At 27.9% G+C, this 20967-nt stretch carries 17 protein-coding genes and 7 tRNA genes; 4 read left to right on the forward strand and 20 right to left on the reverse strand.

The features are described from left to right. Nucleotides 1–19: 19 nt before the first annotated feature. The 16 genes from rpoB to ileS all read right to left on the reverse strand — a co-directional run bounded on the left by rpoB (nt 20) and on the right by ileS (nt 13058). Nucleotides 20–3832: a DNA-directed RNA polymerase subunit beta gene (gene rpoB / locus H0H47_RS02315; RefSeq protein WP_394366923.1), complete on the reverse strand. Its 3813-nt coding sequence runs from the start codon at nt 3830–3832 to the stop codon at nt 20–22. A 50-nt stretch (nt 3833–3882) separates the two neighbouring features. Next, a complete protein-coding gene (gene rplL, locus H0H47_RS02320) occupies nt 3883–4260 on the reverse strand; it encodes a 50S ribosomal protein L7/L12 (RefSeq protein WP_185865882.1) in 378 nt (125 codons plus the stop codon). A gap of 42 nt (nt 4261–4302) precedes the next feature. Beyond that, nucleotides 4303–4854 (reverse strand): 50S ribosomal protein L10, encoded by a 552-nt coding sequence (rplJ, locus tag H0H47_RS02325; RefSeq protein ID WP_185865883.1) that lies wholly within the window; start codon nt 4852–4854, stop codon nt 4303–4305. Further along, on the reverse strand, nt 4851–5546 hold the full coding sequence (rplA, locus tag H0H47_RS02330; protein WP_185865884.1) for a 50S ribosomal protein L1: 696 nt from the start codon (nt 5544–5546) through the stop codon (nt 4851–4853). The genes rplJ and rplA overlap by 4 nt, the downstream gene beginning before the upstream one ends. A gap of 22 nt (nt 5547–5568) precedes the next feature. Then, nucleotides 5569–6006, reverse strand: a complete 438-nt coding sequence (rplK, locus tag H0H47_RS02335) for a 50S ribosomal protein L11 (protein ID WP_185865885.1) — start codon at nt 6004–6006, stop codon at nt 5569–5571. Nucleotides 6007–6015: 9 nt separating this feature from the next. Continuing rightward, the gene (gene nusG, locus H0H47_RS02340) at nt 6016–6570 is read right to left on the reverse strand and encodes a transcription termination/antitermination protein NusG (protein WP_185865886.1); all 555 of its coding nucleotides are present in this window, start codon (nt 6568–6570) and stop codon (nt 6016–6018) included. A gap of 9 nt (nt 6571–6579) precedes the next feature. Continuing rightward, entirely contained in the window at nt 6580–6765 is a 186-nt protein-coding gene (gene secE / locus H0H47_RS02345; protein ID WP_185865887.1) for a preprotein translocase subunit SecE, read from the reverse strand. A 39-nt stretch (nt 6766–6804) separates the two neighbouring features. After that, nucleotides 6805–6877 (reverse strand) — tRNA-Trp (locus tag H0H47_RS02350). Nucleotides 6878–6893: 16 nt separating this feature from the next. Next, nucleotides 6894–8081, reverse strand: a complete 1188-nt coding sequence (gene tuf / locus H0H47_RS02355) for an elongation factor Tu (RefSeq protein ID WP_185865888.1) — start codon at nt 8079–8081, stop codon at nt 6894–6896. A gap of 31 nt (nt 8082–8112) precedes the next feature. Further along, nucleotides 8113–8184 (reverse strand) — tRNA-Thr (locus H0H47_RS02360). A gap of 22 nt (nt 8185–8206) precedes the next feature. Further along, nucleotides 8207–8279 (reverse strand) — tRNA-Gly (locus tag H0H47_RS02365). 17 nt (nt 8280–8296) lie between these two features. Beyond that, a tRNA-Tyr gene (locus tag H0H47_RS02370) sits at nt 8297–8380 on the reverse strand. Nucleotides 8381–8391: 11 nt separating this feature from the next. Next, nucleotides 8392–8465: transfer RNA gene (locus tag H0H47_RS02375), tRNA-Thr, on the reverse strand. Nucleotides 8466–8549: 84 nt separating this feature from the next. Continuing rightward, on the reverse strand, nt 8550–9194 hold the full coding sequence (locus H0H47_RS02380; RefSeq protein ID WP_185865889.1) for a lipoprotein signal peptidase: 645 nt from the start codon (nt 9192–9194) through the stop codon (nt 8550–8552). Nucleotide 9195: 1 nt separating this feature from the next. Beyond that, nucleotides 9196–9591, reverse strand: coding sequence for a TraR/DksA family transcriptional regulator (locus H0H47_RS02385; RefSeq protein ID WP_185865890.1), 396 nt, complete (start codon nt 9589–9591; stop codon nt 9196–9198). A gap of 20 nt (nt 9592–9611) precedes the next feature. Further along, complete coding sequence (gene ileS, locus H0H47_RS02390; RefSeq protein WP_185865891.1) at nt 9612–13058, reverse strand: isoleucine--tRNA ligase; 3447 nt, start codon at nt 13056–13058, stop codon at nt 9612–9614. A 63-nt stretch (nt 13059–13121) separates the two neighbouring features. Here ileS and mutS point away from each other — a divergent pair, with 63 nt between their 5' ends. The 3 genes from mutS to H0H47_RS02405 all read left to right on the forward strand — a co-directional run bounded on the left by mutS (nt 13122) and on the right by H0H47_RS02405 (nt 15912). Next, nucleotides 13122–15695, forward strand: coding sequence for a DNA mismatch repair protein MutS (mutS, locus tag H0H47_RS02395; RefSeq protein ID WP_185865892.1), 2574 nt, complete (start codon nt 13122–13124; stop codon nt 15693–15695). Nucleotides 15696–15745: 50 nt separating this feature from the next. Then, nucleotides 15746–15818: transfer RNA gene (locus H0H47_RS02400), tRNA-Gly, on the forward strand. A gap of 9 nt (nt 15819–15827) precedes the next feature. Continuing rightward, a tRNA-Leu gene (locus H0H47_RS02405) sits at nt 15828–15912 on the forward strand. Here H0H47_RS02405 and guaB read toward each other — a convergent pair. Then, nucleotides 15894–17369: an IMP dehydrogenase gene (gene guaB, locus H0H47_RS02410; protein WP_185865893.1), complete on the reverse strand. Its 1476-nt coding sequence runs from the start codon at nt 17367–17369 to the stop codon at nt 15894–15896. The two genes, H0H47_RS02405 and guaB, sit on opposite strands and share 19 nt — an antisense overlap. A 205-nt stretch (nt 17370–17574) precedes the next feature. On the opposite strand from guaB, the gene H0H47_RS02415 reads away from it, so the two are divergent. Next, complete coding sequence (locus H0H47_RS02415; protein WP_185865894.1) at nt 17575–17853, forward strand: hypothetical protein; 279 nt, start codon at nt 17575–17577, stop codon at nt 17851–17853. A gap of 73 nt (nt 17854–17926) precedes the next feature. On the opposite strand, the gene rplS is transcribed toward H0H47_RS02415, so the two are convergent. From rplS to H0H47_RS02430, 3 genes are read right to left on the reverse strand one after another with little or no spacing between them, the layout of a single operon-like run. Beyond that, on the reverse strand, nt 17927–18271 hold the full coding sequence (rplS, locus tag H0H47_RS02420; RefSeq protein WP_185865895.1) for a 50S ribosomal protein L19: 345 nt from the start codon (nt 18269–18271) through the stop codon (nt 17927–17929). 6 nt (nt 18272–18277) lie between these two features. Further along, complete coding sequence (glmM, locus tag H0H47_RS02425; protein WP_185865896.1) at nt 18278–19666, reverse strand: phosphoglucosamine mutase; 1389 nt, start codon at nt 19664–19666, stop codon at nt 18278–18280. 56 nt (nt 19667–19722) lie between these two features. Continuing rightward, nucleotides 19723–20961 carry an ABC transporter permease gene (locus tag H0H47_RS02430; protein ID WP_185865897.1) on the reverse strand — a complete coding sequence of 413 codons (1239 nt, stop codon included), beginning with the start codon at nt 20959–20961 and terminating at the stop codon, nt 19723–19725. Nucleotides 20962–20967: the final 6 nt, after the last annotated feature.

Genomic DNA, 20967 nt, shown 5'->3' on the forward strand with positions numbered 1-20967 from the left:
AAACATATAATGACAAAAATTACTCTTCTAGACGGACATCCAATCCCAATCCTTTTAATTCATAACAAAGAACATTAAAAGATTCAGGGTTATTAGGTTCAGGCATTGGTTCTCCCTTCACTATGGATTCATAAGTTTTAGCTCTTCCCACTACATCATCAGATTTAACGGTTAATATTTCACGTAAAATATTGGATGCTCCAAAAGCCTCCAAAGCCCATACTTCCATTTCTCCAAAACGTTGACCTCCAAATTGAGCTTTCCCACCTAAAGGTTGTTGAGTGATTAAAGAATAAGGTCCTATTGAACGAGCGTGCATTTTGTCATCTACCATATGTCCCAATTTTAACATATATATAACTCCAACAGTAGCAGGTTGATCAAATCTTTCTCCTGTTCCTCCATCAAACAAATAGGTAGTTCCAAAACGAGGAATTTCAGCTTTATCTGTATACTCACATATTTGTTCTATAGTAGCTCCATCAAATATAGGTGTTGAAAATTTCATATTTAATTTTTGTCCAGCCCATCCTAGTACCGTTTCATAAATTTGTCCTATATTCATTCTGGAAGGAACACCTAATGGATTTAAAACAATATCAACAGGACTTCCATCCTCTAAAAAAGGCATGTCTTCTTCTCTAAGTATACGAGCTACAACCCCCTTATTTCCATGTCTTCCTGCCATTTTATCTCCTACTTTTAATTTTCTTTTTTTCGCAATATATACTTTTGCCATTTTAATAATGCCCGAAGGTAGTTCATCTCCAACTGTAATAGAAAATTTTTTATGTTTTAAAGAACTAATCAAATCACAAACTGCTATTTTATAATTATGTAAAATTTCAGAAACTAAACGATTGATTTCAGGATCATCAGTCCAATTATCAGAATGAATTCCTATATAATCCGATATTTTATCAAGTATTTTTATGTTAAATTTACTTCCTTCATTTATTATTTCCTTCTCTTTTTCATTAAAAACGGAATTATAACATGATTTTCCATTCAAAACAGATAACAATTTTTCTAACAAAATATTTCTAAGATCTAAAAATCTTTTTTCATATTCTTTTTCCAAAGACTCTATTTTAATTTTATCCTGAATTCTAGTTTTCTTATCTTTTATGCTTCTGGTAAAAAGTTTTGTATCTATAACTACTCCAAATAAAGAAGGTTCTGCTCTTAAAGACGCATCTTTTACATTTCCTGCTTTATCTCCAAAAATAGCTCTTAATAATTTTTCTTCTGGAGTTGGATCAGACTCTCCCTTCGGTGTTATTTTTCCAATAAGAATATCACCAGGTTTTACTTCTGCTCCAACTCTTATAATCCCATTTTCATCTAAATCTTTAGTAGCTTCTTCACTAACATTAGGGATATCATTGGTTAATTCTTCCATTCCTAATTTTGTATCACGCACATCTAAAGAATATTCATCTATATGTATAGAGGTAAACCAATCCTCACTAACTACTTTTTCAGAAATTAAAACAGCATCTTCAAAATTATACCCATTACACGGAATAAAAGCTGCTTTCAAATTTCTTCCTAAAGCTAACTCCCCATTCTCTGTAGCATAACCTTCACATAAAATTTGTCCTTTCACAACCCTCATTCCTTTTTTGACAATAGGTTTTAAATTAATGCATGTATTTTGATTAGTTTTTCTAAATTTAATCAAATCGTAAATCTGAAGATTAGATTCAAAACTGACTAAAGATTCTTTATCAGTTTGATCATAACTAATAATAATCTTTCTTGAATCAAGATATTCTACTACTCCATTTTTTTTTGCATTAATTAAAATACGAGAATCCCTTGCTACTTGTTGTTCCAATCCAGTTCCTACAATAGGAGATTCAGGTTTTAATAATGGAACAGCTTGACGCATCATATTAGAACCCATAAGCGCTCTATTAGCATCATCGTGTTCCAAAAAAGGAATTAAGGAAGCAGAAATAGAAGCTATTTGATTTGGAGCTACATCTATATAATCCACTTGATTTGCTTTTACTATCGGAAAATCTCCATCTTCACGAACTATAATTCTGTCAGACAAAAAGTTCCCATTTTGATCAATAGCATTAGCTTGTGCAATAATTCTCCCTTCTTCTTCTTCTGCACTTAAATATTTTACTTTAGATTTCAAATCTACTTTTTTATGACGAACTATTCTGTAAGGTGTCTCTACAAATCCCATATTGTTTATTTTTGCAAATACAGAAAGAGAAGAAATTAATCCTATGTTAGGACCTTCCGGAGTTTCAATTGGGCACAATCTCCCATAATGAGAATAATTAACATCTCTAACTTCAAAACCAGCTCTTTCCCTAGATAGACCTCCAGGACCTAAAGCTGAAAGTCTTCTCTTATGAGTAATTTCAGATAAAGGATTTGTCTGATCCATAAATTGAGATAACTGATTTGTTCCAAAAAAAGTATTTATCACTGATGATAAAGTTTTAGCATTAATAAGATCTACAGGCATAAAAACTTCATTATCACGAACATTCATTCTTTCTCTTATAGTTCTAGACATTCTTGCTAAACCAATACTAAATTGAGTATAAAGTTGTTCTCCTACAGTTCTAACACGTCTGTTCGACAAATGATCAATATCATCAACTTCTCTTTTCGAATTAAACAAAGCGTTCAAATGTTCTACAATAGAAATAATGTCTTCTTTTGTTAAAACTAAATGATTTGGATCTATATTTAACCCAAGACGTTTATTTAACCGATATCTTCCTACAGGACCTAAACTATATCTGGTATCAGAAAAAAAAAGTTTATCAATAACACTTCTGGCTGTTTCCTCATCTGGAGGCTCAGTGTTTCTGAGTTGTCTGTAAATATATTCGACAGCTTCTTTCTCTGAATTCGTTGGATCCTTGTGTAAGGTATTATAAATGATTGAATAATCTTTTTTTCTTCCTCCTTCTTTATGCAACAAAATAGTTTTTATTTCATGATGAATCATAAGATCAATATGTTCTTCTTTTAAAAAAACATCTCTGTCTATAAGTATTTCATTCTTCTCTATAGAAACTACTTCTCCTGTATCTTCATCCACAAAATCTTCATGCCAAATTTTTAAAATTCTAGCTGCTAAAGTTCTATTCAAAATGTTTTTTACATTATCTGTAATCTTGATTTCTTCAGCTAAATCAAAAATTTCCAATATATCTTTATCTCTTTCGTATCCTATAGCACGCAATAAAGTTGTCATCGGTAATTTTTTCTTTCTATCGATATATGCATACATAACATTATTAATATCCGTAGCAAACTCTATCCATGACCCCTTAAATGGAATAATTCTAGCAGAATAAAGTTTAGTTCCATTAGCGTGATAAGATTGACCAAAAAAAACGCCTGGAGAACGATGTAATTGAGAAACAATAACCCTTTCAGATCCATTAAAAATGAAAGATCCAGAAGGGGTCATATAAGGACATGTTCCTAAATAAACATCTTGATACACTGTTTCAAAATCTTCATGTTCAGGATCTGTACAATACAATTTTAATTTAGCTTTCAAAGGAACACTATAAGTTAATCCTCTTTCAATACATTCTTCTATAGAATATCTAGGAGAATCTATAGAATAGCCTTTAAATTCTAAAACAAAAGAATTCCTCGCATCAGAAATTGGAAAATTTTCTGTAAAAGCTTTGAATAAACCCTCGTTTTTTCTATTTTCAGGTTTTGTATCTAATTGAAAAAATTCTTTAAATGATTTTATTTGAATATCCAAAAAATCAGGATACTCGACTTGTTTTGCTACTGAAGCAAAAGTAATTCTTTCTGATATTTTTTCCGTATTCACCAATTTTAATTTAATGGATATTTATAAAATTTTAAAACAAACTATATATATTATTTCAATTCAACTTCAGCTCCTATTTCTTCAAATTTATTTTTTAAATCTTCCGCTTCTTTTTTGTTTACAGATTCTTTAAGAATACTAGGAATGTTATCTACTAAATCCTTAGACTCTTTAAGTCCCTTTCCAGTTATTTCTTTCACCAGTTTTACCACGGATAATTTAGAATTACCGGATGATTTCAAAATTATATTAAAAATACTCTTTTCCTCTTTTTTGTTTTTAGATATTTTCTCTTCAAGAAGAGAAATATTTTCAGATTTTTCCAAATTAGATGGCTCTATTCCATATTCTCTTTTTAAAATTGAGGCTAATTCATTAACTTGTTTAACAGTTAAATTCACTAATTGTTCTGCCAGCTTTTCTATCATATTATTATTTTTTAATAGTTCTTTAAAGGAATTCCCAGATTTCTATTCTTTTATCATGGAAGAATTAGAAGATAAAGTTTCTAATATTCCACATATTTTCTGTTTTGTTGAGTTTAAAAAAGATAAAATAATATCTTTCATTGGAAATTGTAAAATATGTAATATCTCAACGAGAATATCTTCTTTGGATTTAATGTTTATCAGAAGATCCAAGTCTTTATTTCCAAAATAAAAAGATTCCTGGACATAAGCTCCTTTTAAATATGGTTTTTCTATTTTTTCTTGAATATGAAAATTTTTTATAATTTTTGAAGCCATATTTTTCTTTCCAAAATTTGTAAATAAAATAGTAGTATTTCCATTCAAGATAGAAAAAAATGAATCAAATTTTTTGTTTTTTGTATTTTCTAAAGCTTTTTTCAACAAATTATTTTTTACTACTTTCATTTTAATATTGAACTCATGAAAATTTTTTCTAAGAACAGATATCTGATTAGAATTTAAATTGGATATATCAAGAAAATATATAGTTTCATTATTGTATAATATAGAAACTAATTCCAACAGTTCTTTTTCTTTTCTTTTTTTATTCATGCGTTAAAAAAACTTTTTGAATCCAATGAAATACTATTACTCATTGTAGTAGATAAATGAATACTCTTAATGTAAACACCTTTGGAAGTGGAAGGTTTATTCCGAATAATTGTTATCATAAATTCTTTTATGTTATCCAGCAAATATTGATTCGAAAAAGAAACTCTTCCTATTGAAGAATGAACAATTCCATAACGATCTGTTCTAAAAGAAATTCTACCAGACTTAATCTCTTTAATGGATTTTCCTGGATTTGTAGAAACGGTATCCATTTTAGGATTAGGCATCAAACCCTTTGGACCTAATATTTTCCCTATAGATCCTAATTTATTCATAACAGAAGGAGTAGCGATAATAATATCAATATCTGTCCATCCAGATTTTATTTTCTCAATAAAATCTAATCCTACATAATCTGCTCCAGCTTCTTTAGCTTCTGATTCTTTTTCTTTATTTACCAAAGCTAAAATACAAATATTTTTACCTGTTCCATGAGGCAATTTTACCGTTCCTCTAACCATTTGGTTGGGTAAACGAACATCTATACCAAGATGTACAGAAATATCAACAGATGCATCAAATTTTACAAAATTTATTTCCTTGATAAAAGGAACTGCTTCTTCCAAAGAATATTTCTTTTTAGAAATTTTTTCTATAATTTTTTTTCTATTTTTAGTTAATTTTTTTGACATACGAAAATAAATGGAATATTTTTTAGAGATCTACTTCTATTCCCATAGATCTTGCAGTACCAGAAACCATAGATATGGCAGATTTAATTGAAATACAATTCAAATCTTCCATTTTATTTATTGCAATCATCTTAATTTTATCCAAACTTATTTTTCCAATTTTGGATCGATTAGATTCTTTAGATCCTTTTTCTTTTTTCATCATGTTCAGTAATTGAACAGAAACCGGAGGTTTTTTGATTATGAAAGAAAATGATTTATCTTCATATACAGTGATCACAACAGGACATATTTCTCCTTTTTTCTCTTGAGTACGAAAATTGTATTGTTTACAAAATTCCATTATATTGACTCCTGAACTCCCAAGAATAGGACCAATTGGTGGAGCAGGACTAGCTTTTCCTCCATTGATCTTTTGAATTTTAATTTTTTTTATAATTTTTTTGTTTTCTTTAACCATGATTCAATTTTAAATTTTTTCTATTTGTGTAAAATTTAATTCCAACGGAGTTTTTCTTCCAAAAATCAAAACAGCTAATTCTAATTTTCTTTTTTCTTCATTAATTTTTTCAATTGTCCCATTAAAACCAGTAAAAGGGCCATCTATAACTTTAATTGTTTCTCCAACAATGAAGGGAATATTAATATTTTCGTAATTTTCAGATAGTTGATCTATTTTTCCCAACATTTTATTGACTTCTTCTTTTCTCATCGGAATAGGAACTGCGTCGCTTCCCTTTCCTTCACTTAAAAAATTAATAACTCCAGGAACATTTTTAATTGCATGAACAGCTTCTCCTTCTAAATTTGCTTCCACCATGACATATCCTGGAAAATGAACTTTTTCTCTGTGAATTTTTTTTCCTTTTCTCATTTGTATAACTTTTTCAATAGGAACCAAGACTTGCCCTATATATTCTTGAAATCCGTTGTCCCTAACTTCATTCTCTATATATAATTTAACTTTGTTTTCTTGTCCACTAACAGTTTTAATTACATACCATTTTCTTTCCAAAACACTCATATAATTTATTTATAAAGAAAACAATCTCTTAATTAAAAAAATAAAAAAAACATCTACTCCATATAAAAATATGGATAGAAATATAGAAAAAATAGAGACTATCATTGTTGTTGATTGTAAATCATTCCATTTTGTCCATGTAATACGATGAAAAAATTCATCATAAATTTCCAAAAAAAAATTATTTTCTTTCATAGTCGTTATATATACGATTTCTTTCCGTAAAAACTCATGCACGGACGGTAAGAATCGAACTTACGACCTTCGGTTTTGGAGACCGACGCTCTACCAACTGAGCTACATCCGTATCAAAAATAAGAATATTAATCCATTATACGAATTACTTGTCCTGCTCCCACTGTTTTTCCTCCCTCACGAATGGCAAAACGTAAATTTTCACTCAATGCAACAGGCTGATGTAATTCCACTTCTATAGAAACATTATCTCCAGGCATTACCATTTCTACTCCATTTGGAAGATGAATTTCTCCTGTAACATCTGTTGTTCTTAAATAAAATTGAGGACGATATTTATTATGAAAAGGAGTGTGTCTTCCCCCCTCTTCTTTTGTAAGAACATACACTTCAGATTTAAATTTTTTGTGAGGTTTTACAGATCCTGGCAATCCAATAACCATACCTCTTCGAATATCTTTTTTTTCTATTCCCCGTAATAATAGACCAACATTATCTCCAGCTTGACCTTTATCCAATATTTTCCTAAACATTTCAACACCAGTTACAGTAGAAGATAGTTTTTTATCTCCCATTCCTATAATATCCACTAAATCTCCTGTGTTAATAATTCCACACTCTATACGACCTGTTGCCACGGTCCCTCTTCCCGTTATGGTGAAAACATCTTCTACAGGCATAAGAAATGGTTTATCCATTTCACGAACAGGTTCAGGAATATAATCATCTAATATCTTCATAAGATCTTTTACCTTATCTACCCACTTTTTTTCTCCATTTAAAGCGCCCAAAGCTGATCCCTGAACAATAGGAATATTTTCTCCATCATATTCATATTTTGAAAGTAATTCTCTAATTTCCATTTCTACTAATTCCAATAATTCAGGATCATCTACCTGATCCACTTTATTCATAAATACTACAATTTTAGGGACTCCTACTTGACGAGCTAATAATATATGTTCTCTAGTTTGAGGCATAGGACCATCTGTGGCTGCTACAACTAAAATAGCTCCATCCATTTGAGCTGCTCCTGTTATCATATTTTTTACATAATCTGCATGTCCAGGACAATCTACATGAGCATAATGTCGTTTCATTGTCTCATATTCAACATGAGATGTATTAATAGTAATTCCTCTAGCTTTTTCTTCAGGAGCATTATCTATGGCATCAAAACTTTTCTCTTCCGCTAATCCTATCTCCGATAATACTTTTGTTATAGAAGCAGTTAAAGTCGTTTTTCCATGATCAACATGACCTGTTGTTCCTATATTTAAATGTGGTTTGTCTCGTTTAAATTTTTCTTTTGCCATGATAAAATTATTATAATAAGTTCAAAAAAAAAGCCAACGGCGGGAATTGAACCCGTGACCTCTTCCTTACCAAGGAAGTGCTCTACCACTGAGCTACATTGGCCATGACGATTGATTTTTTTTAGAGCGGAAGACGGGATTCGAACCCGCGACATTCAACTTGGAAGGCTGATGCTCTACCAACTGAGCTACTTCCGCTTTATGATTTATGAAAATGGGGAGAGCAGGATTCGAACCTGCGAAGGCAAAGCCAACAGATTTACAGTCTGTCCTCGTTAACCAAACTTGAGTATCTCCCCTCCCCTAAAAAAGCCGGTAGAGGGATTCGAACCCACGACCCCGAGATTACAAATCACGTGCTCTGACCAACTGAGCTACACCGGCAAATCAAATTTATTCCTCACAATGGAAATCAGGGGAGTACAAATCTATAGAGATTTTTATAATTCTCAAAGAAAATAATAAATGTCACAAAATTTTTGCATTTTTGATTCTGTTTTTAAATATGAATAATAAAATAACACCAATAAATATAGACATGTCGGATAGATTAAAAACTGGTTTGAAAAATTGAAAATTTGTTCCTCCCAAAAAAGGAATCCAGTTAGGAAAATGAGTGTCTATTATAGGAAAATAAAACATATCGACTACACATCCTTTCATAAAGGATGCATATCCACCACCAACAAAAAAATTATTGATTTTAGATATTCCTAAATAAGGAATCCATTTATGATATTCTTTACTATAAACTGTCCCTGTGTTAAATAACAATCCATATAAAGCACTATCTAAAAAATTCCCCATGGCTCCTGATAAGATCAAACCAGTAGGAATAGTTAAATAACTAGAAGATCCCTTTTTTACATTTTTATAAAGAAAAAGAAATATTAAGCTAACTAAAAAAAAACGAAAAAAACTTAATAATATTTTTCCATAATATCCAGTTCCAAGATAAAAACCATAAGCCATTCCAGGATTTTCCACAAAAAAAATACAAAAAAAAGGAAAAATGAATACTCCACTCCCCAATTCAAAATGGGTTTTGATATAAATTTTTAAAATTTGATCTATTAATAAAATAGAAAAAACAACTAAAAAAATTTTTTTCAAATTACTTATCTCTTTTTTCTACAAGTCTTTTTCCTTCTATACTTAAAGTAGTATGGGGGACAGCCATAAGACGTCCTTTAGGAATTAATTTTTTTGTTATCCGGCAAATTCCATAATCTTTATTTTCTACTCTAATTAAAGCAGCATTTAAACTTTTTATAAATTTTTGTAAGTGTTCCATAATTTGAGCATTCTGTTCCTTACTTAAAGTTTCCGATCCTTCCTCAAAAGCTTTAAAAGTAGGATAAGTATCATCTGTTCCATTATCCTGACTATTAGAAAAAGAATCTTGAAGAATCAAGAAATCTTTCTTTGCTTTTTCTAATTTTTCAAGTATAAGTTTACGAAACTCTTTTCTCTCTTCCATAGAATACCTTTTTTCTCTTTTTTCCTCCATTTCCTATATATTTTCAACTCCTATATATTTTCGACTTTTCGAATTTGTATATATAACATTAATTTTTCTCCAAAATTTTCTACGAAAAAAAATTCCATTTCCTTTCTTCTCATATTTTTTTCTTGTAAAAAAATATCAACAGAAAGAGTTTCTTGACAAAGAAAATCTTTGTTTTTTTGTACAATCGATTGTATTTTTTGAACAGTTTTTATATATATAAATATTTTTTGAACCACATCATAGTTACGTTTTTTTCTCAATCTTTGTATATACCTAATTAATTCTCTTATAAAGCCTTCCTCCAAAAGAGAATCTGTAATACGTAAATCTAATGCTATTGTTAATTCGTGATCAAATAAAATAGACCAGTTTTTAATATATTCAGTAGTAATTTTTACATCTTCTAAAAAAAGATGAATTTTTTGATTTTGCAAAAAAATCACACATTTTTTATTCTTTTCTACTTCTCTAATTTTTTCTTGAGTAAATTTTTCTATAATATTGGAAATACTTCTAGTTAATTTTCCAAATTTAGGTCCCAAAGATTGATAATTCGGTTTAATATGTTTCACCAATTCCAAGTTTTTATAAGAATCAGAAAATTCTATTTTTTTCACATTAGCTTCTTTCATAAGAATTTCGGATGATTTTTCCAATTGAAAACGTATTTTTTCATCAGAAATAAGAATGATTCCCTTTTGCAAAGGCTGACGAATTTTAATTCTATTTTTTTTTCGAATAGAAAAAACCATGCTAATTATTCTTTGAATCAAAAACATTCTATTTTCTAATTCTATATCAATTAAATTTGGATTATAGTTAGGAAAACTAGTTAAATGAACGCTTTTCCAATTTTCTTTATTAGTAATAGAATTTAAATCCAAATACAATTTTTCAGAAAAAAATGGAATAATAGGAGAAGTCAACTTTGCTACAACAATCAAACATTTATAAAGTATTTGATATGCAGAAATCTTATTTTCTGTGTATTTCTCTTTCCAAAATCTTCTTCTACACAATCTTATGTACCAATTACTCAATTTATCTAATACAAAAGATGAAATCAAACGAGCAACTTTAGTTGGATTATAATTAGCATAATAATCATCTGATTTTTTTATCAAATTGTTTAATTCAGAAAGAATCCAAAGATCTAATTCCGTATAATTTAAGCTCTCTTCTTCTTTGTATGAAAACCCATCAATATTAGCATACAAAGCGAAAAAAGAATAGATATTATATAATGTTCCGAAAAATTTGTTAATTACGGTATAAATTTTCTCTACATTAAATTTGAGATTATCCCAAGGTTCAGAATTAAATATAATATACCAACGTATTGCATCAGGACCATAATTACTGATTAAATCAAAAGGATTTATAGTGTTTCCTTTACTTTTAGACATTTTATGTCCATGTTTATCCAAAACTAATCCTGTTGATATTACATTTTTATATGATATAGAATTAAACAACATACTACTAATAACATGCAAAGTAAAAAACCATCCCCTTGTTTGATCTATCCCTTCAGAAATAAAATCAGCAGGGAATAACAAATTTTTATCGATATATTCTTTATTTTCGAAAGGATAATGAAATTGAGCAAACGGCATAGCTCCAGAATCAAACCATACATCTACTAAATCTGACTCTCTTTTCATAGCTTCACCTTTGGAAGACACTAATATAATTTCATCTAGAATATGTTTATGTAAATCTATCTTATCATAATTCTCATTACTCATATCATCCAATATAAAATCTTTAAACACATTAGAAGACAAGAATCCATATTTAATAGATTTTTTAATTTCCATAATCAATTCTTTAATTGATCCAATAACGATTTCCTCGTCTCCTTTCTCTGTCCTCCAAATAGGAAGTGGCGTTCCCCAATATCTAGTACGAGATAAATTCCAATCTTTTGTATTTTTTAACCAAGAATCAAAACGTTTTTTACCCGTAAATCCAGGATGCCATTTTATTTTTTGATTTAAAAGAATCATTTTACTTTTTATCTCTGTAGTTTTGAAAAACCATGAATTTAAAGGATAATATAATATTGGTTTTTCTGTTCTCCAACAATGTGGATAAAAATGAACATGCTTTTCTGTTCTAAATATTTTTTGTTTTTTTTCCAAAAAAAGGATTATTTCTTGGTCTGCTGAAAAAAGATTTTCTCCTTCTGGATTCAAATCTCTTTTCACATATTTCCCACCAAATCCATGAGGAAAATTTTTTAAAAATCGACCTTGCAAATCTACTAAAGGAACAGCTACATTTTCTTCATTTAAAACTAACATTGGAGGAACTTTATATTTTTTAGCTATCATAAAATCTTCTATCCCAAATGTAGGAGATATATGAACAATTCCTGTCCCTTCATCTACGTTTACAAAATCTCCATCTATAACTTGAAATGCATTTTTTTCATTATAATAAGGTTTAAACCAAGGTAATAATTGTTCATACTTACTAAAGATTAATTTTTCTCCTTTAAATTCTTCCACTATTAGATAAGGAATTTTATTATGTTTTTTATCATTTGATATATCTATGTCTAATTCAAGATTATTTGAAACAGAATAAAATTTATTTGATGGTAGTATTCTATGAATTAATTTTTTAGAAAAGACGATGTTTTCTTTACAATAAGTATAAGCATTATAGGTACTGACTAAAACATAATCTATATCATATCCAACGGCTAATGCTGTATTTGAAGGGAGAGTCCATGGAGTAGTCGTCCATGATAAGAAATAGATATCCCCTAAAACATTATTTAATTTTTTTGGTAAAGTATTTTTTTTAGCTTTAAATTTTAAAAATGGAGATATTTGTTCCACTTTTTTGTAGCTTCCAGGCATATTTAATTCATGGTGACTCAGTCCTGTTCCTGCAGCAGGAGAATAAGGTTGAATAGCAAGCCCTTTATAAATAAAATTTTTATAATAAAAATTTTTAATCAACCACCATACACTTTCTATATATTTTGCATCACAAGTTAAAAAAGAATCATCTAAATCTATCCAATAACCTATTATTTCTGTAAATAATAACCATTCTTTTAATGATTTATCGACAAAATTTTTGCAAATTTGATTATATTCTTTTACACTAATTTTTTTTCCTACATCATTTTTAGTAATTCCCATTTCTTTTTCAACATTCAGTTCTATAGGAAGTCCATGAGCATCCCAGCCTGCTTTTTTAAATACTTTTTTCCCTTTTAAAGTATGATATCTGCAAAAAATATCCTTTATAGTTCTAGATAATATGTGATGTATTCCTGGTTTCCCATTTAAAGAAGGAGGCCCTTCATACAAAACATATAAAAATGATTCTTTTTTATTAGAAAAATTAAAGTTATTTTGAATAATCTTATTTTTTTTCCAGTATTGAGATATTTCTATGGTTATCTTATTAAGATCCAGCTTTTTATATTCTCTAAATCTTTTTAACATAAGGGGTTTATTGTAATAATAAATTAAAAATCTTCTATTTTACTCTAAATAAATACATTTTGTATGAATAAAAATAAAAACGATAACTTTTATTGTGAAAAAAAAGAAGAAACACCATTAATCAAGCAATATAATGATATAAAAAATAAATATCCAAATACAATTTTATTATTTCAAGTTGGAGACTTTTATGAAATTTTTGGAAAAGATGCTGTTAAATGTTCTAAAATATTAAATATTATTTTAACGAAGCGATCTTCTATTCATCTAGCAGGGTTTCCTTATCATTCATTAAATACTTATTTACCAAAATTAATACGTTCAGGATTACGCGTAGCAATTTGTGATCAATTAGAAGAACCAAAAAAAGGAAAAAATATAGTTAAAAGAGGAGTTACTGAACTTGTAACTCCGGGTATAGCTATAAATGAAAATATTCTAAAAACAAAATCGAATAATTTTTTAGCTTCTATTCACGTGGGGATAAACAACTTAGGATTAAGCTTTTTAGATATTTCTACAGGAGAATTTTTTATAACGGAAGATAAAAAAAATAATGTATTACAATATTTAAAACTTTTTAACCCCAGCGAAATTCTTTTTCAAAGAAAAGAAAAGAAATTTTTTGAACAATTATTAAAAAATAAGTATTATACTTTTTTAATGGAAGATTGGATATTTGATTATAGATTCGCATATGAAAAATTAATATCCCATTTTAAAACCAATTCTCTAAAAGGGTTTGGAATTGATGATTTAAAATTGGGCATTGTTTCTTCTGGAGTAATATTGTCTTATTTACATAATACACAACATTTTAAAATTAAACATATTTCTAACATACGAAGGATAAAAAAAGAAGAACATATGTGGATTGACGACTTTACTTTTCAAAATTTAGAAATATTTCATTCTTTGAACAAAGAAGGAGTCCCTTTAATTAACGTTCTTGACCATACAATCACACCCATGGGAGGAAGATTATTGAAAAATTGGATTATTTTCCCTTTAATAAATGTATTTCATATAAAAAAACGTCATAAAATAGTTCAAGAATTATATTCCAATAATTCTATCCGAAATTTTATAAAAAAAAAACTTAAAGAGATTCATGATATCGAAAGAATGATTTCTAAAATGGTTATTGGGAAAGTCTCTCCTCGTGAGATATATGCACTTCATAAATCTTTGATTTCTATCTCTAAAATAAAAAAAAATTTTTTATCTCAGAAATCAAAAGTCCTTGTAGATCTTGCAAATTCTTTTCAAGAATGCAATATTATATCTGAAAAAATCGTTAATACCATACAGAAAAATCCTCCACATCAAATTGAAAAAGGAAAAGAAAATGTAATCATTAAAGGGTTTTCTAAAGAATTAGATGAAATTCGTCTTCTATATTTTTCGCAAAAAGAATATTTGGAAAAACTTTGCAAAACAGAACAATTAAATACAGGAATCAATAATTTAAAAATTGGATACAATAATATTTTTGGATATTTTTTTGAAGTGAAAACTTCAAAAAAATATAAGGTTCCATCTCACTGGACTCAAAAACAAACGTTAGCTAATTCTGTTAGATATATAACCGAAGAATTAAAAAATTATGAATTAAAAATTTTGAATGCTGAACAAAAAATATTCTCTTTAGAAAAAGAAATATTCAATAACTTAATTGATCAAATTCTAGAAAAAATAAAACATCTGCAAAAAAATGCAAAAGCAATTGCAGAATTAGATGTTTTATGCTCTTTTTCTAACCTAGCATTAGAAAACAATTATATCAAACCAAAAATTAATCACTCTTTAAAAATAGACATTAAAAAAGGAAGACATCCAGTAATTGAAAAACAGTTTATCTCAAAAATATCTTACATTCCAAATGATATTATTTTAAATAAGTTAGATCAACAAATTATGATCATAACAGGGCCAAATATGTCCGGTAAATCTGCTATTTTACGTCAAACAGCTATTATCATACTAATGGCTCATATTGGAAGTTTTATTCCAGCTGAATATGCAGAAATAGGATTAATAGATAAAATATTTAGCCGAGTAGGAGCTTCCGATAATATTTCTTTGGGAGAATCCACTTTTATGGTAGAAATGAACGAAACAGCAAGTATACTCAATAATATTTCTAAAAGAAGTTTTCTTATATTAGATGAAATAGGAAGAGGAACAAGCACTTATGATGGAATTTCAATAGCGAAATCTATTGTTGAATTTTTACACGAAAATAGTTTCCGACCTCTAACTTTATTTGCTACACATTATCATGAGTTAAATGAAATGAGTTCTCTTTTTAAAAGAATAAAAAATTATCATGTTTCCGTTAAGAAAATTGATGAGAACATTATTTTTATGCGGAAATTGATGGTTGGAGGAAGTGAGCATAGTTTTGGAATTCACGTGGCAAAGATATCTGGAATGCCCATAAAAATCGTTGATAGAGCAAAAAAAATATTAAAAACATTAAGAAACGAAAATAATAAAAAAATAAACAAAAAAAAAGCTTTCTTTTTATTAAAAAAAATTCTTTTTTCCTTAAAAGAAATAGATCACATAAATTCTCTTTCTCTTGAAGATGCATATGTCAAAATGAATGAAATTAAAAATTTATTAGATCATTAAAATAATTTGTTCTATGTAAAAAACTATTTTTAAATTAGTTTATACAATTGGCGAGAATAGCTCAGTTGGTAGAGCACGACCTTGCCAAGGTCGGGGCCACGGGTTCAAATCCCGTTTCTCGCTTTCAAAAAAATCCGGGTGGTGGAATTGGTAGACACACAGGACTTAAAATCCTGTGATCATTGCGATCGTACGGGTTCAAATCCCGTCCCGGGTATTTAGATAATAATTTGGAGTTTCTTTTGTAATTCTGACACTGTGTGGATGGTTTTCTTTTAACCCTGAATTAGTTATTCGTACAAATTTTCCTGTTTTCATTAACTCTGTAATGGATGAAACTCCACAATATCCCATACCAGAACGCAATCCTCCACAAATTTGATAAATAGTATCTTTCATTTTCCCTTTGTAAGGAACTATAGCTTCTATTCCTTCTGGAACAGATTTTTCACTAAATTGAAAATAACGATCTTTACTTCCTCTTTTCATAGCAATTAAAGACCCCATTCCAACATAAGTTTTAAATTTTCTTCCTTGAAAAATAACTTCCTCTCCAGGAGCTTCATCTGTCCCTGCAAATAAACTTCCAATCATCACAGAACTAGCCCCTGCAGCAATAGCTTTTACTACGTCTCCTGAATATCTAATCCCTCCATCAGAAATCACATTAACATTTCTTCTCTTTGCGTATTCATACACATCATTAATGGCTGTTATTTGAGGCATTCCTACTCCAGCTATTACTCTTGTTGTACAAATAGAACCAGATCCTATTCCTACTTTTAAAACAGTAGAACCAGCATCTATTAAACATTTAGCACCTTCTTTTGTTACTACATTACCTGCTAGTAATGGAATTCTTGGAAAAAAAGAACGAATTGATTTAATAACTTGTAATATCCTAGAAGAATGACCATGAGCTGAATCTATAGTGATGAGATCTGCTCCTACTTTAACTAAAGATTCTACTCTATCTAAAGTTTGTTTATCTATCCCCACTGCCGCTCCTACACGAAGACGGCCTCTAGAATCTTTGCAAGCATTAGGGTACTCAATTAAATTATCTATATCTCTAATTGTGATTAACCCTACCAATTTATTATTATCATCTACAATAGGCAATTTTTCTATTCTCTCTCTCAATAAAATATTTTTTGCTTTTTCCAGAGTAATATTCTTTTTAGAAGTAATCAAATTTTCTCTTGTCATTACTTCTTCTACTAAAGAATCCAAATTTGTTCGATATTTGATATCTCTTCTCGTAATAATTCCTACTAATGAATGATCTTTTTCGATAACAGGAAGTCCAGATATTTGATATCTTTTCATAAGATATTGAGCATGTTTCAGTGTAGAATTTCTGGAAAGAGTGATAGGATCATCTATCATTCCACTTTCACTTCTTTTTACCCTGTAAACTTCTTCTGATTGATTTTTTATACTCATATTTTTATGAATGATTCCTATTCCTCCTTCTCTAGCTATAGATATAGCTAAAGAAAATTCAGTTACAGTATCCATGGCTGCACTCAATATGGGAATGTTTAGAGAGATATCAGGAGTCAGATAAGTTTTAAGAGAGACTTCTGATGGAAGAATTGAAGAAAAGGAAGGAACAAGCAAAACATCATCGAAAGTTAGAGCCTCTTTTAAAATCTTTTTGTTTAAGGACATAATTTTTTATTTGTTTATAAAAATATATAATTTTGTTTAGTTCAATAAAAAAACGTAATTTTATAATGTTCTTATTTTCAAACTTGAAAAGTTGGTTCTATTTGGTTCTATTTTGAGTAAAAAATACAAATGATGATATATTTTTTCATTCCAAATTTTTATATAAATTTGCCCAGAATATGTAATAATTGAAATACTATTGATTATGATGAAAAAATTAAGAATTACTGTTACTACGATCCTATTGGCAATATTTTTGTTTACTATCAGTTGTAATAACAAAAATAAAAATGAAAATCCCTCTACTACAACAGAAGAGGAAAAAACAGCTAATAATAATGAAAGTCAAACAGATTCCAGTAATACAAACACCCCTCCTGCAACTTCTAGTGAGGAATCCTCAAAAAATAATAATGAGGAAAACGGACATACATCTGAAAAAGAAAAAGTAACTACTGAAGAAAACGGAAAAAATAATAAATAATTAGGATTGATTTTAAAAAAAAAGCAAAAAAGAGAGACTTATTGTGCGCTCTTTTTTGCTTTTCATTTTTCAGTTAGCTTTTAACTCTTGCTTTCTTTCCCTTAAGAAATCTAAAATAATAAATTTTAGATCTACGAACTTTTCCTTTTTTGTTAACTTCTATTTTTTGTATGTTTGGTTGATTGAAAATAAATATACGTTCTATTCCTATCCCAATACTTATTTTTCGAATAGTAAATGTTTTAGTTAATCCTTTTCCCTGTTTTTTTATAACTACTCCTTTAAAAGATTGTATTCTTTTTTTTTCTCCTTCTTTAATTTCAAAAAAAACAGTAATTGTATCTCCGGAATTAAATAACGGAAATTTATTTTTAGAAATAAATTTATTTTCTGTGTATCTAATAAGATATTGTAACATAAATTTTTATAATTTTTTTACTTCAAACACAATTTCTTTTGCTAAGAAATCAGCTCTTGTTTTTGAAAAACTTTCTGTATGTATTCTAATAATATTTTCAGTATTAGATTCTCTTATATGTATCCATTCATTATTTAATAAATCAATTTTAATTCCATCACTCAAATTCATTTTTTTTCCTTTATACTTTTTCTTTATTCTTTTTAGTAGCATTTTAATTTTTTCATGAGAAGAAAGTTGTATTTTCTTTTTCGACATAAAAAAATTAGAATATTTTTTCTTCAATTTAGATAATGAAATATTATAGAGTTTAGCTATTTGAGTTAAAAACAAAGCAATTCCTACTAATGCATCCCTCCCATAACGTAATTCAGGATAAACAATTCCTCCATTTCCTTCTCCTCCAATTACAGCATGAACTTCTTTCATTTTTTTGATAACATGAACTTCTCCTACAGAAGTAGAATGATAAGGAACTCCTTTTTTTATAGCAAGATCTTTTAATGCATGAGAAGAAGAGAATGTAGAAACAACAGGACCCAATTTATTTTCCAATACATAATCAGCTATGGATACTAAAGTATATTCTTCTCCAAAAAAATCTCCATTTTCACAAATAAATACCACACGATCAACATCTGGATCCACAGAAATCCCCAAATTTGCTTTGATTTCCGGAACTTTATTGCATATTTCTTTTAAATTTTTTTTAATAGGTTCAGGATTGTGAACAAAATCACCGTGAGGATCGCAATGCATCTCAATGACATGAACTCCCAAATGTTTTAAAAGAATAGGAACTGCTATTCCTCCTGATGAGTTAATTCCATCTATTACAATTTTTAATCTTGCTTTTTGAATAATATTTCTATCTATAATAGGTAATGAAAGAATTTTTTCTATATGTTTTTGAATATAATCCTTTCTATGAAAAAGATTTCCTAATTTTTTATAAGAGGAAAATCTAAAATTTTCTTTTTCTGTTATATAAAATAATTTTTGAAAATCCTCTTCAGATAAAAACTCTCCACAAGAATTAAACATTTTTAATCCATTCCAATTTTTAGGATTATGGCTAGCCGTTAACATGACTCCTCCATCAGCTTTCTCATTCATAACGGCTATTCCAACAGTAGGAGTTGTAGATAAACCAATATTTATAACATCTACTCCAAGACTTCTAAAAGTAATTATTAAAAACTCTTGGAATAAAACAGAAGTAACTCTACCATCTCTACCAAAGATTATGACATATTTTTTTTTTCTTTTATATTTCCTTTTCATCCAGGAAACATATCCTGCAGAAAATTTAATTATATCTATAGGAGAAAAACCTTCTCCTGCTTTTCCTCCCAATGTTCCCCTTATTCCTGATGAAGATTTTACAAGTGTCAAGAACTAATTGAATTTTTTTTTATCATAAACAAAAATACAAAATTAAATTTTGAGATTTATTCAAATTCTACTACTTTAATAACAGGAATTTTATTAATAATAAATAAAGTAGGAAAAAATATTGTCAAAAAACAAATAAAAGTAATAGATAAATTTATAATGAAAATATGGCTTATATTAATACAAATTGGGACAAAATCCACAAAATATTGTATTTTGTCTAGTAATACTAAATGAAATTTTTTTTGAAGAATCAATAAGGTTATCCCTATAGTATTTCCTATGATTAATGATGGAATAAATGTTTGCAGAACATAAAACAAAAATATTTTTTGTATAACCTTATTTTGAGCCCCCAAAGTTTTTAAAATACCTATAGTTCTGATTCTTTCCAAAAGAAGGATTAGAATAAATACAATCATATTTATGACTAATGATATAAAAATAATAAAACTAATAACAAGTATATTTTTATCAAATACATTTATCCATTCTGTAATATCACGATTCTTTTTATCATAGATAGTTTTAACTAAAAAATTACTAGGTATTTTTTTAAAAATTTTTTTCTTAATATTTTCTTTTTTGTAAAGAAAAGAAGATAAAAAAATTTCAAATTTCTCTGAAAAATCTTTTTTCCATCCATAAATATTTTGAATAGATTTTATATTTCCAATAACGTATAGATCATCAAATTCTGGAATTCCTGTTTCGTATAAACCAGAAACTATAAATTTTTTGGATACAAAAGAAGGAACCCCATTTTCTTTAAAAAAAAGGAAATCTATTTTCACATTTGATCCAATATTTAATCCTAATGATAAGGATATTTTTTTGGATAAAATAATGTTTTTATTGCAATCGTAATTTTTTTTTTTGTCAAAAAAATTTCCCTCGACTAAAAAATATTTAAAAAAAATAGGATTATAATCTTCATATAATCCTTTATATATATACCTTTCTGTTTTCTTATTTGTTCCAATAATTATGTTTTTTTCAAAAATTTTATAAACTTTTTCCACATAATTCAAGTTAATATATTTTTTTTTAAAAAAAAATATATTTTCATCATGAAAATCTGAATTTTTCTTTTCTAAGAAAACTTGTCCTCTAATATTTAACAATTTATCTTTTACAATATTTTTGAATCCAAATCCTATAGAAAAAGTTAAAATAGAAAGAATTAAACCGAAAGTTATTGTTGTTTGTGTTATTATAACTATTGTTCGAAAAGTTCTATTTTTACTAGAATCTTTCCAAATTGTTTTTTTAGAAAAAAACCATTCAAAATTCAATATACT

Source organism: Blattabacterium cuenoti (assembly GCF_014252075.1).
In the GTDB taxonomy this organism is placed as follows: Bacteria; Bacteroidota; Bacteroidia; order Flavobacteriales; family Blattabacteriaceae; genus Blattabacterium; species Blattabacterium cuenoti_AC.

Excerpts from the sequence above, each read along its gene's own strand:
- rplL (WP_185865882.1), bottom strand. The coding sequence starts at position 4,260 with ATGATAGAAAAGCTGGCAGAACAATTAGTGAATTTAACTGTTAAACAA.
- rplJ (WP_185865883.1), bottom strand. The coding sequence starts at position 4,854 with ATGAATAAAAAAAGAAAAGAAAAAGAACTGTTGGAATTAGTTTCTATA.
- rplA (WP_185865884.1), bottom strand. The coding sequence starts at position 5,546 with ATGTCAAAAAAATTAACTAAAAATAGAAAAAAAATTATAGAAAAAATT.
- rplK (WP_185865885.1), bottom strand. The coding sequence starts at position 6,006 with ATGGTTAAAGAAAACAAAAAAATTATAAAAAAAATTAAAATTCAAAAG.
- nusG (WP_185865886.1), bottom strand. The coding sequence starts at position 6,570 with ATGAGTGTTTTGGAAAGAAAATGGTATGTAATTAAAACTGTTAGTGGA.
- secE (WP_185865887.1), bottom strand. The coding sequence starts at position 6,765 with ATGAAAGAAAATAATTTTTTTTTGGAAATTTATGATGAATTTTTTCAT.
- tuf (WP_185865888.1), bottom strand. The coding sequence starts at position 8,081 with ATGGCAAAAGAAAAATTTAAACGAGACAAACCACATTTAAATATAGGA.
- H0H47_RS02385 (WP_185865890.1), bottom strand. The coding sequence starts at position 9,591 with ATGGAGGAAAAAAGAGAAAAAAGGTATTCTATGGAAGAGAGAAAAGAG.
- ileS (WP_185865891.1), bottom strand. The coding sequence starts at position 13,058 with ATGTTAAAAAGATTTAGAGAATATAAAAAGCTGGATCTTAATAAGATA.
- mutS (WP_185865892.1), top strand. The coding sequence starts at position 13,122 with ATGAATAAAAATAAAAACGATAACTTTTATTGTGAAAAAAAAGAAGAA.
- guaB (WP_185865893.1), bottom strand. The coding sequence starts at position 17,369 with ATGTCCTTAAACAAAAAGATTTTAAAAGAGGCTCTAACTTTCGATGAT.
- H0H47_RS02415 (WP_185865894.1), top strand. The coding sequence starts at position 17,575 with ATGATGAAAAAATTAAGAATTACTGTTACTACGATCCTATTGGCAATA.
- rplS (WP_185865895.1), bottom strand. The coding sequence starts at position 18,271 with ATGTTACAATATCTTATTAGATACACAGAAAATAAATTTATTTCTAAA.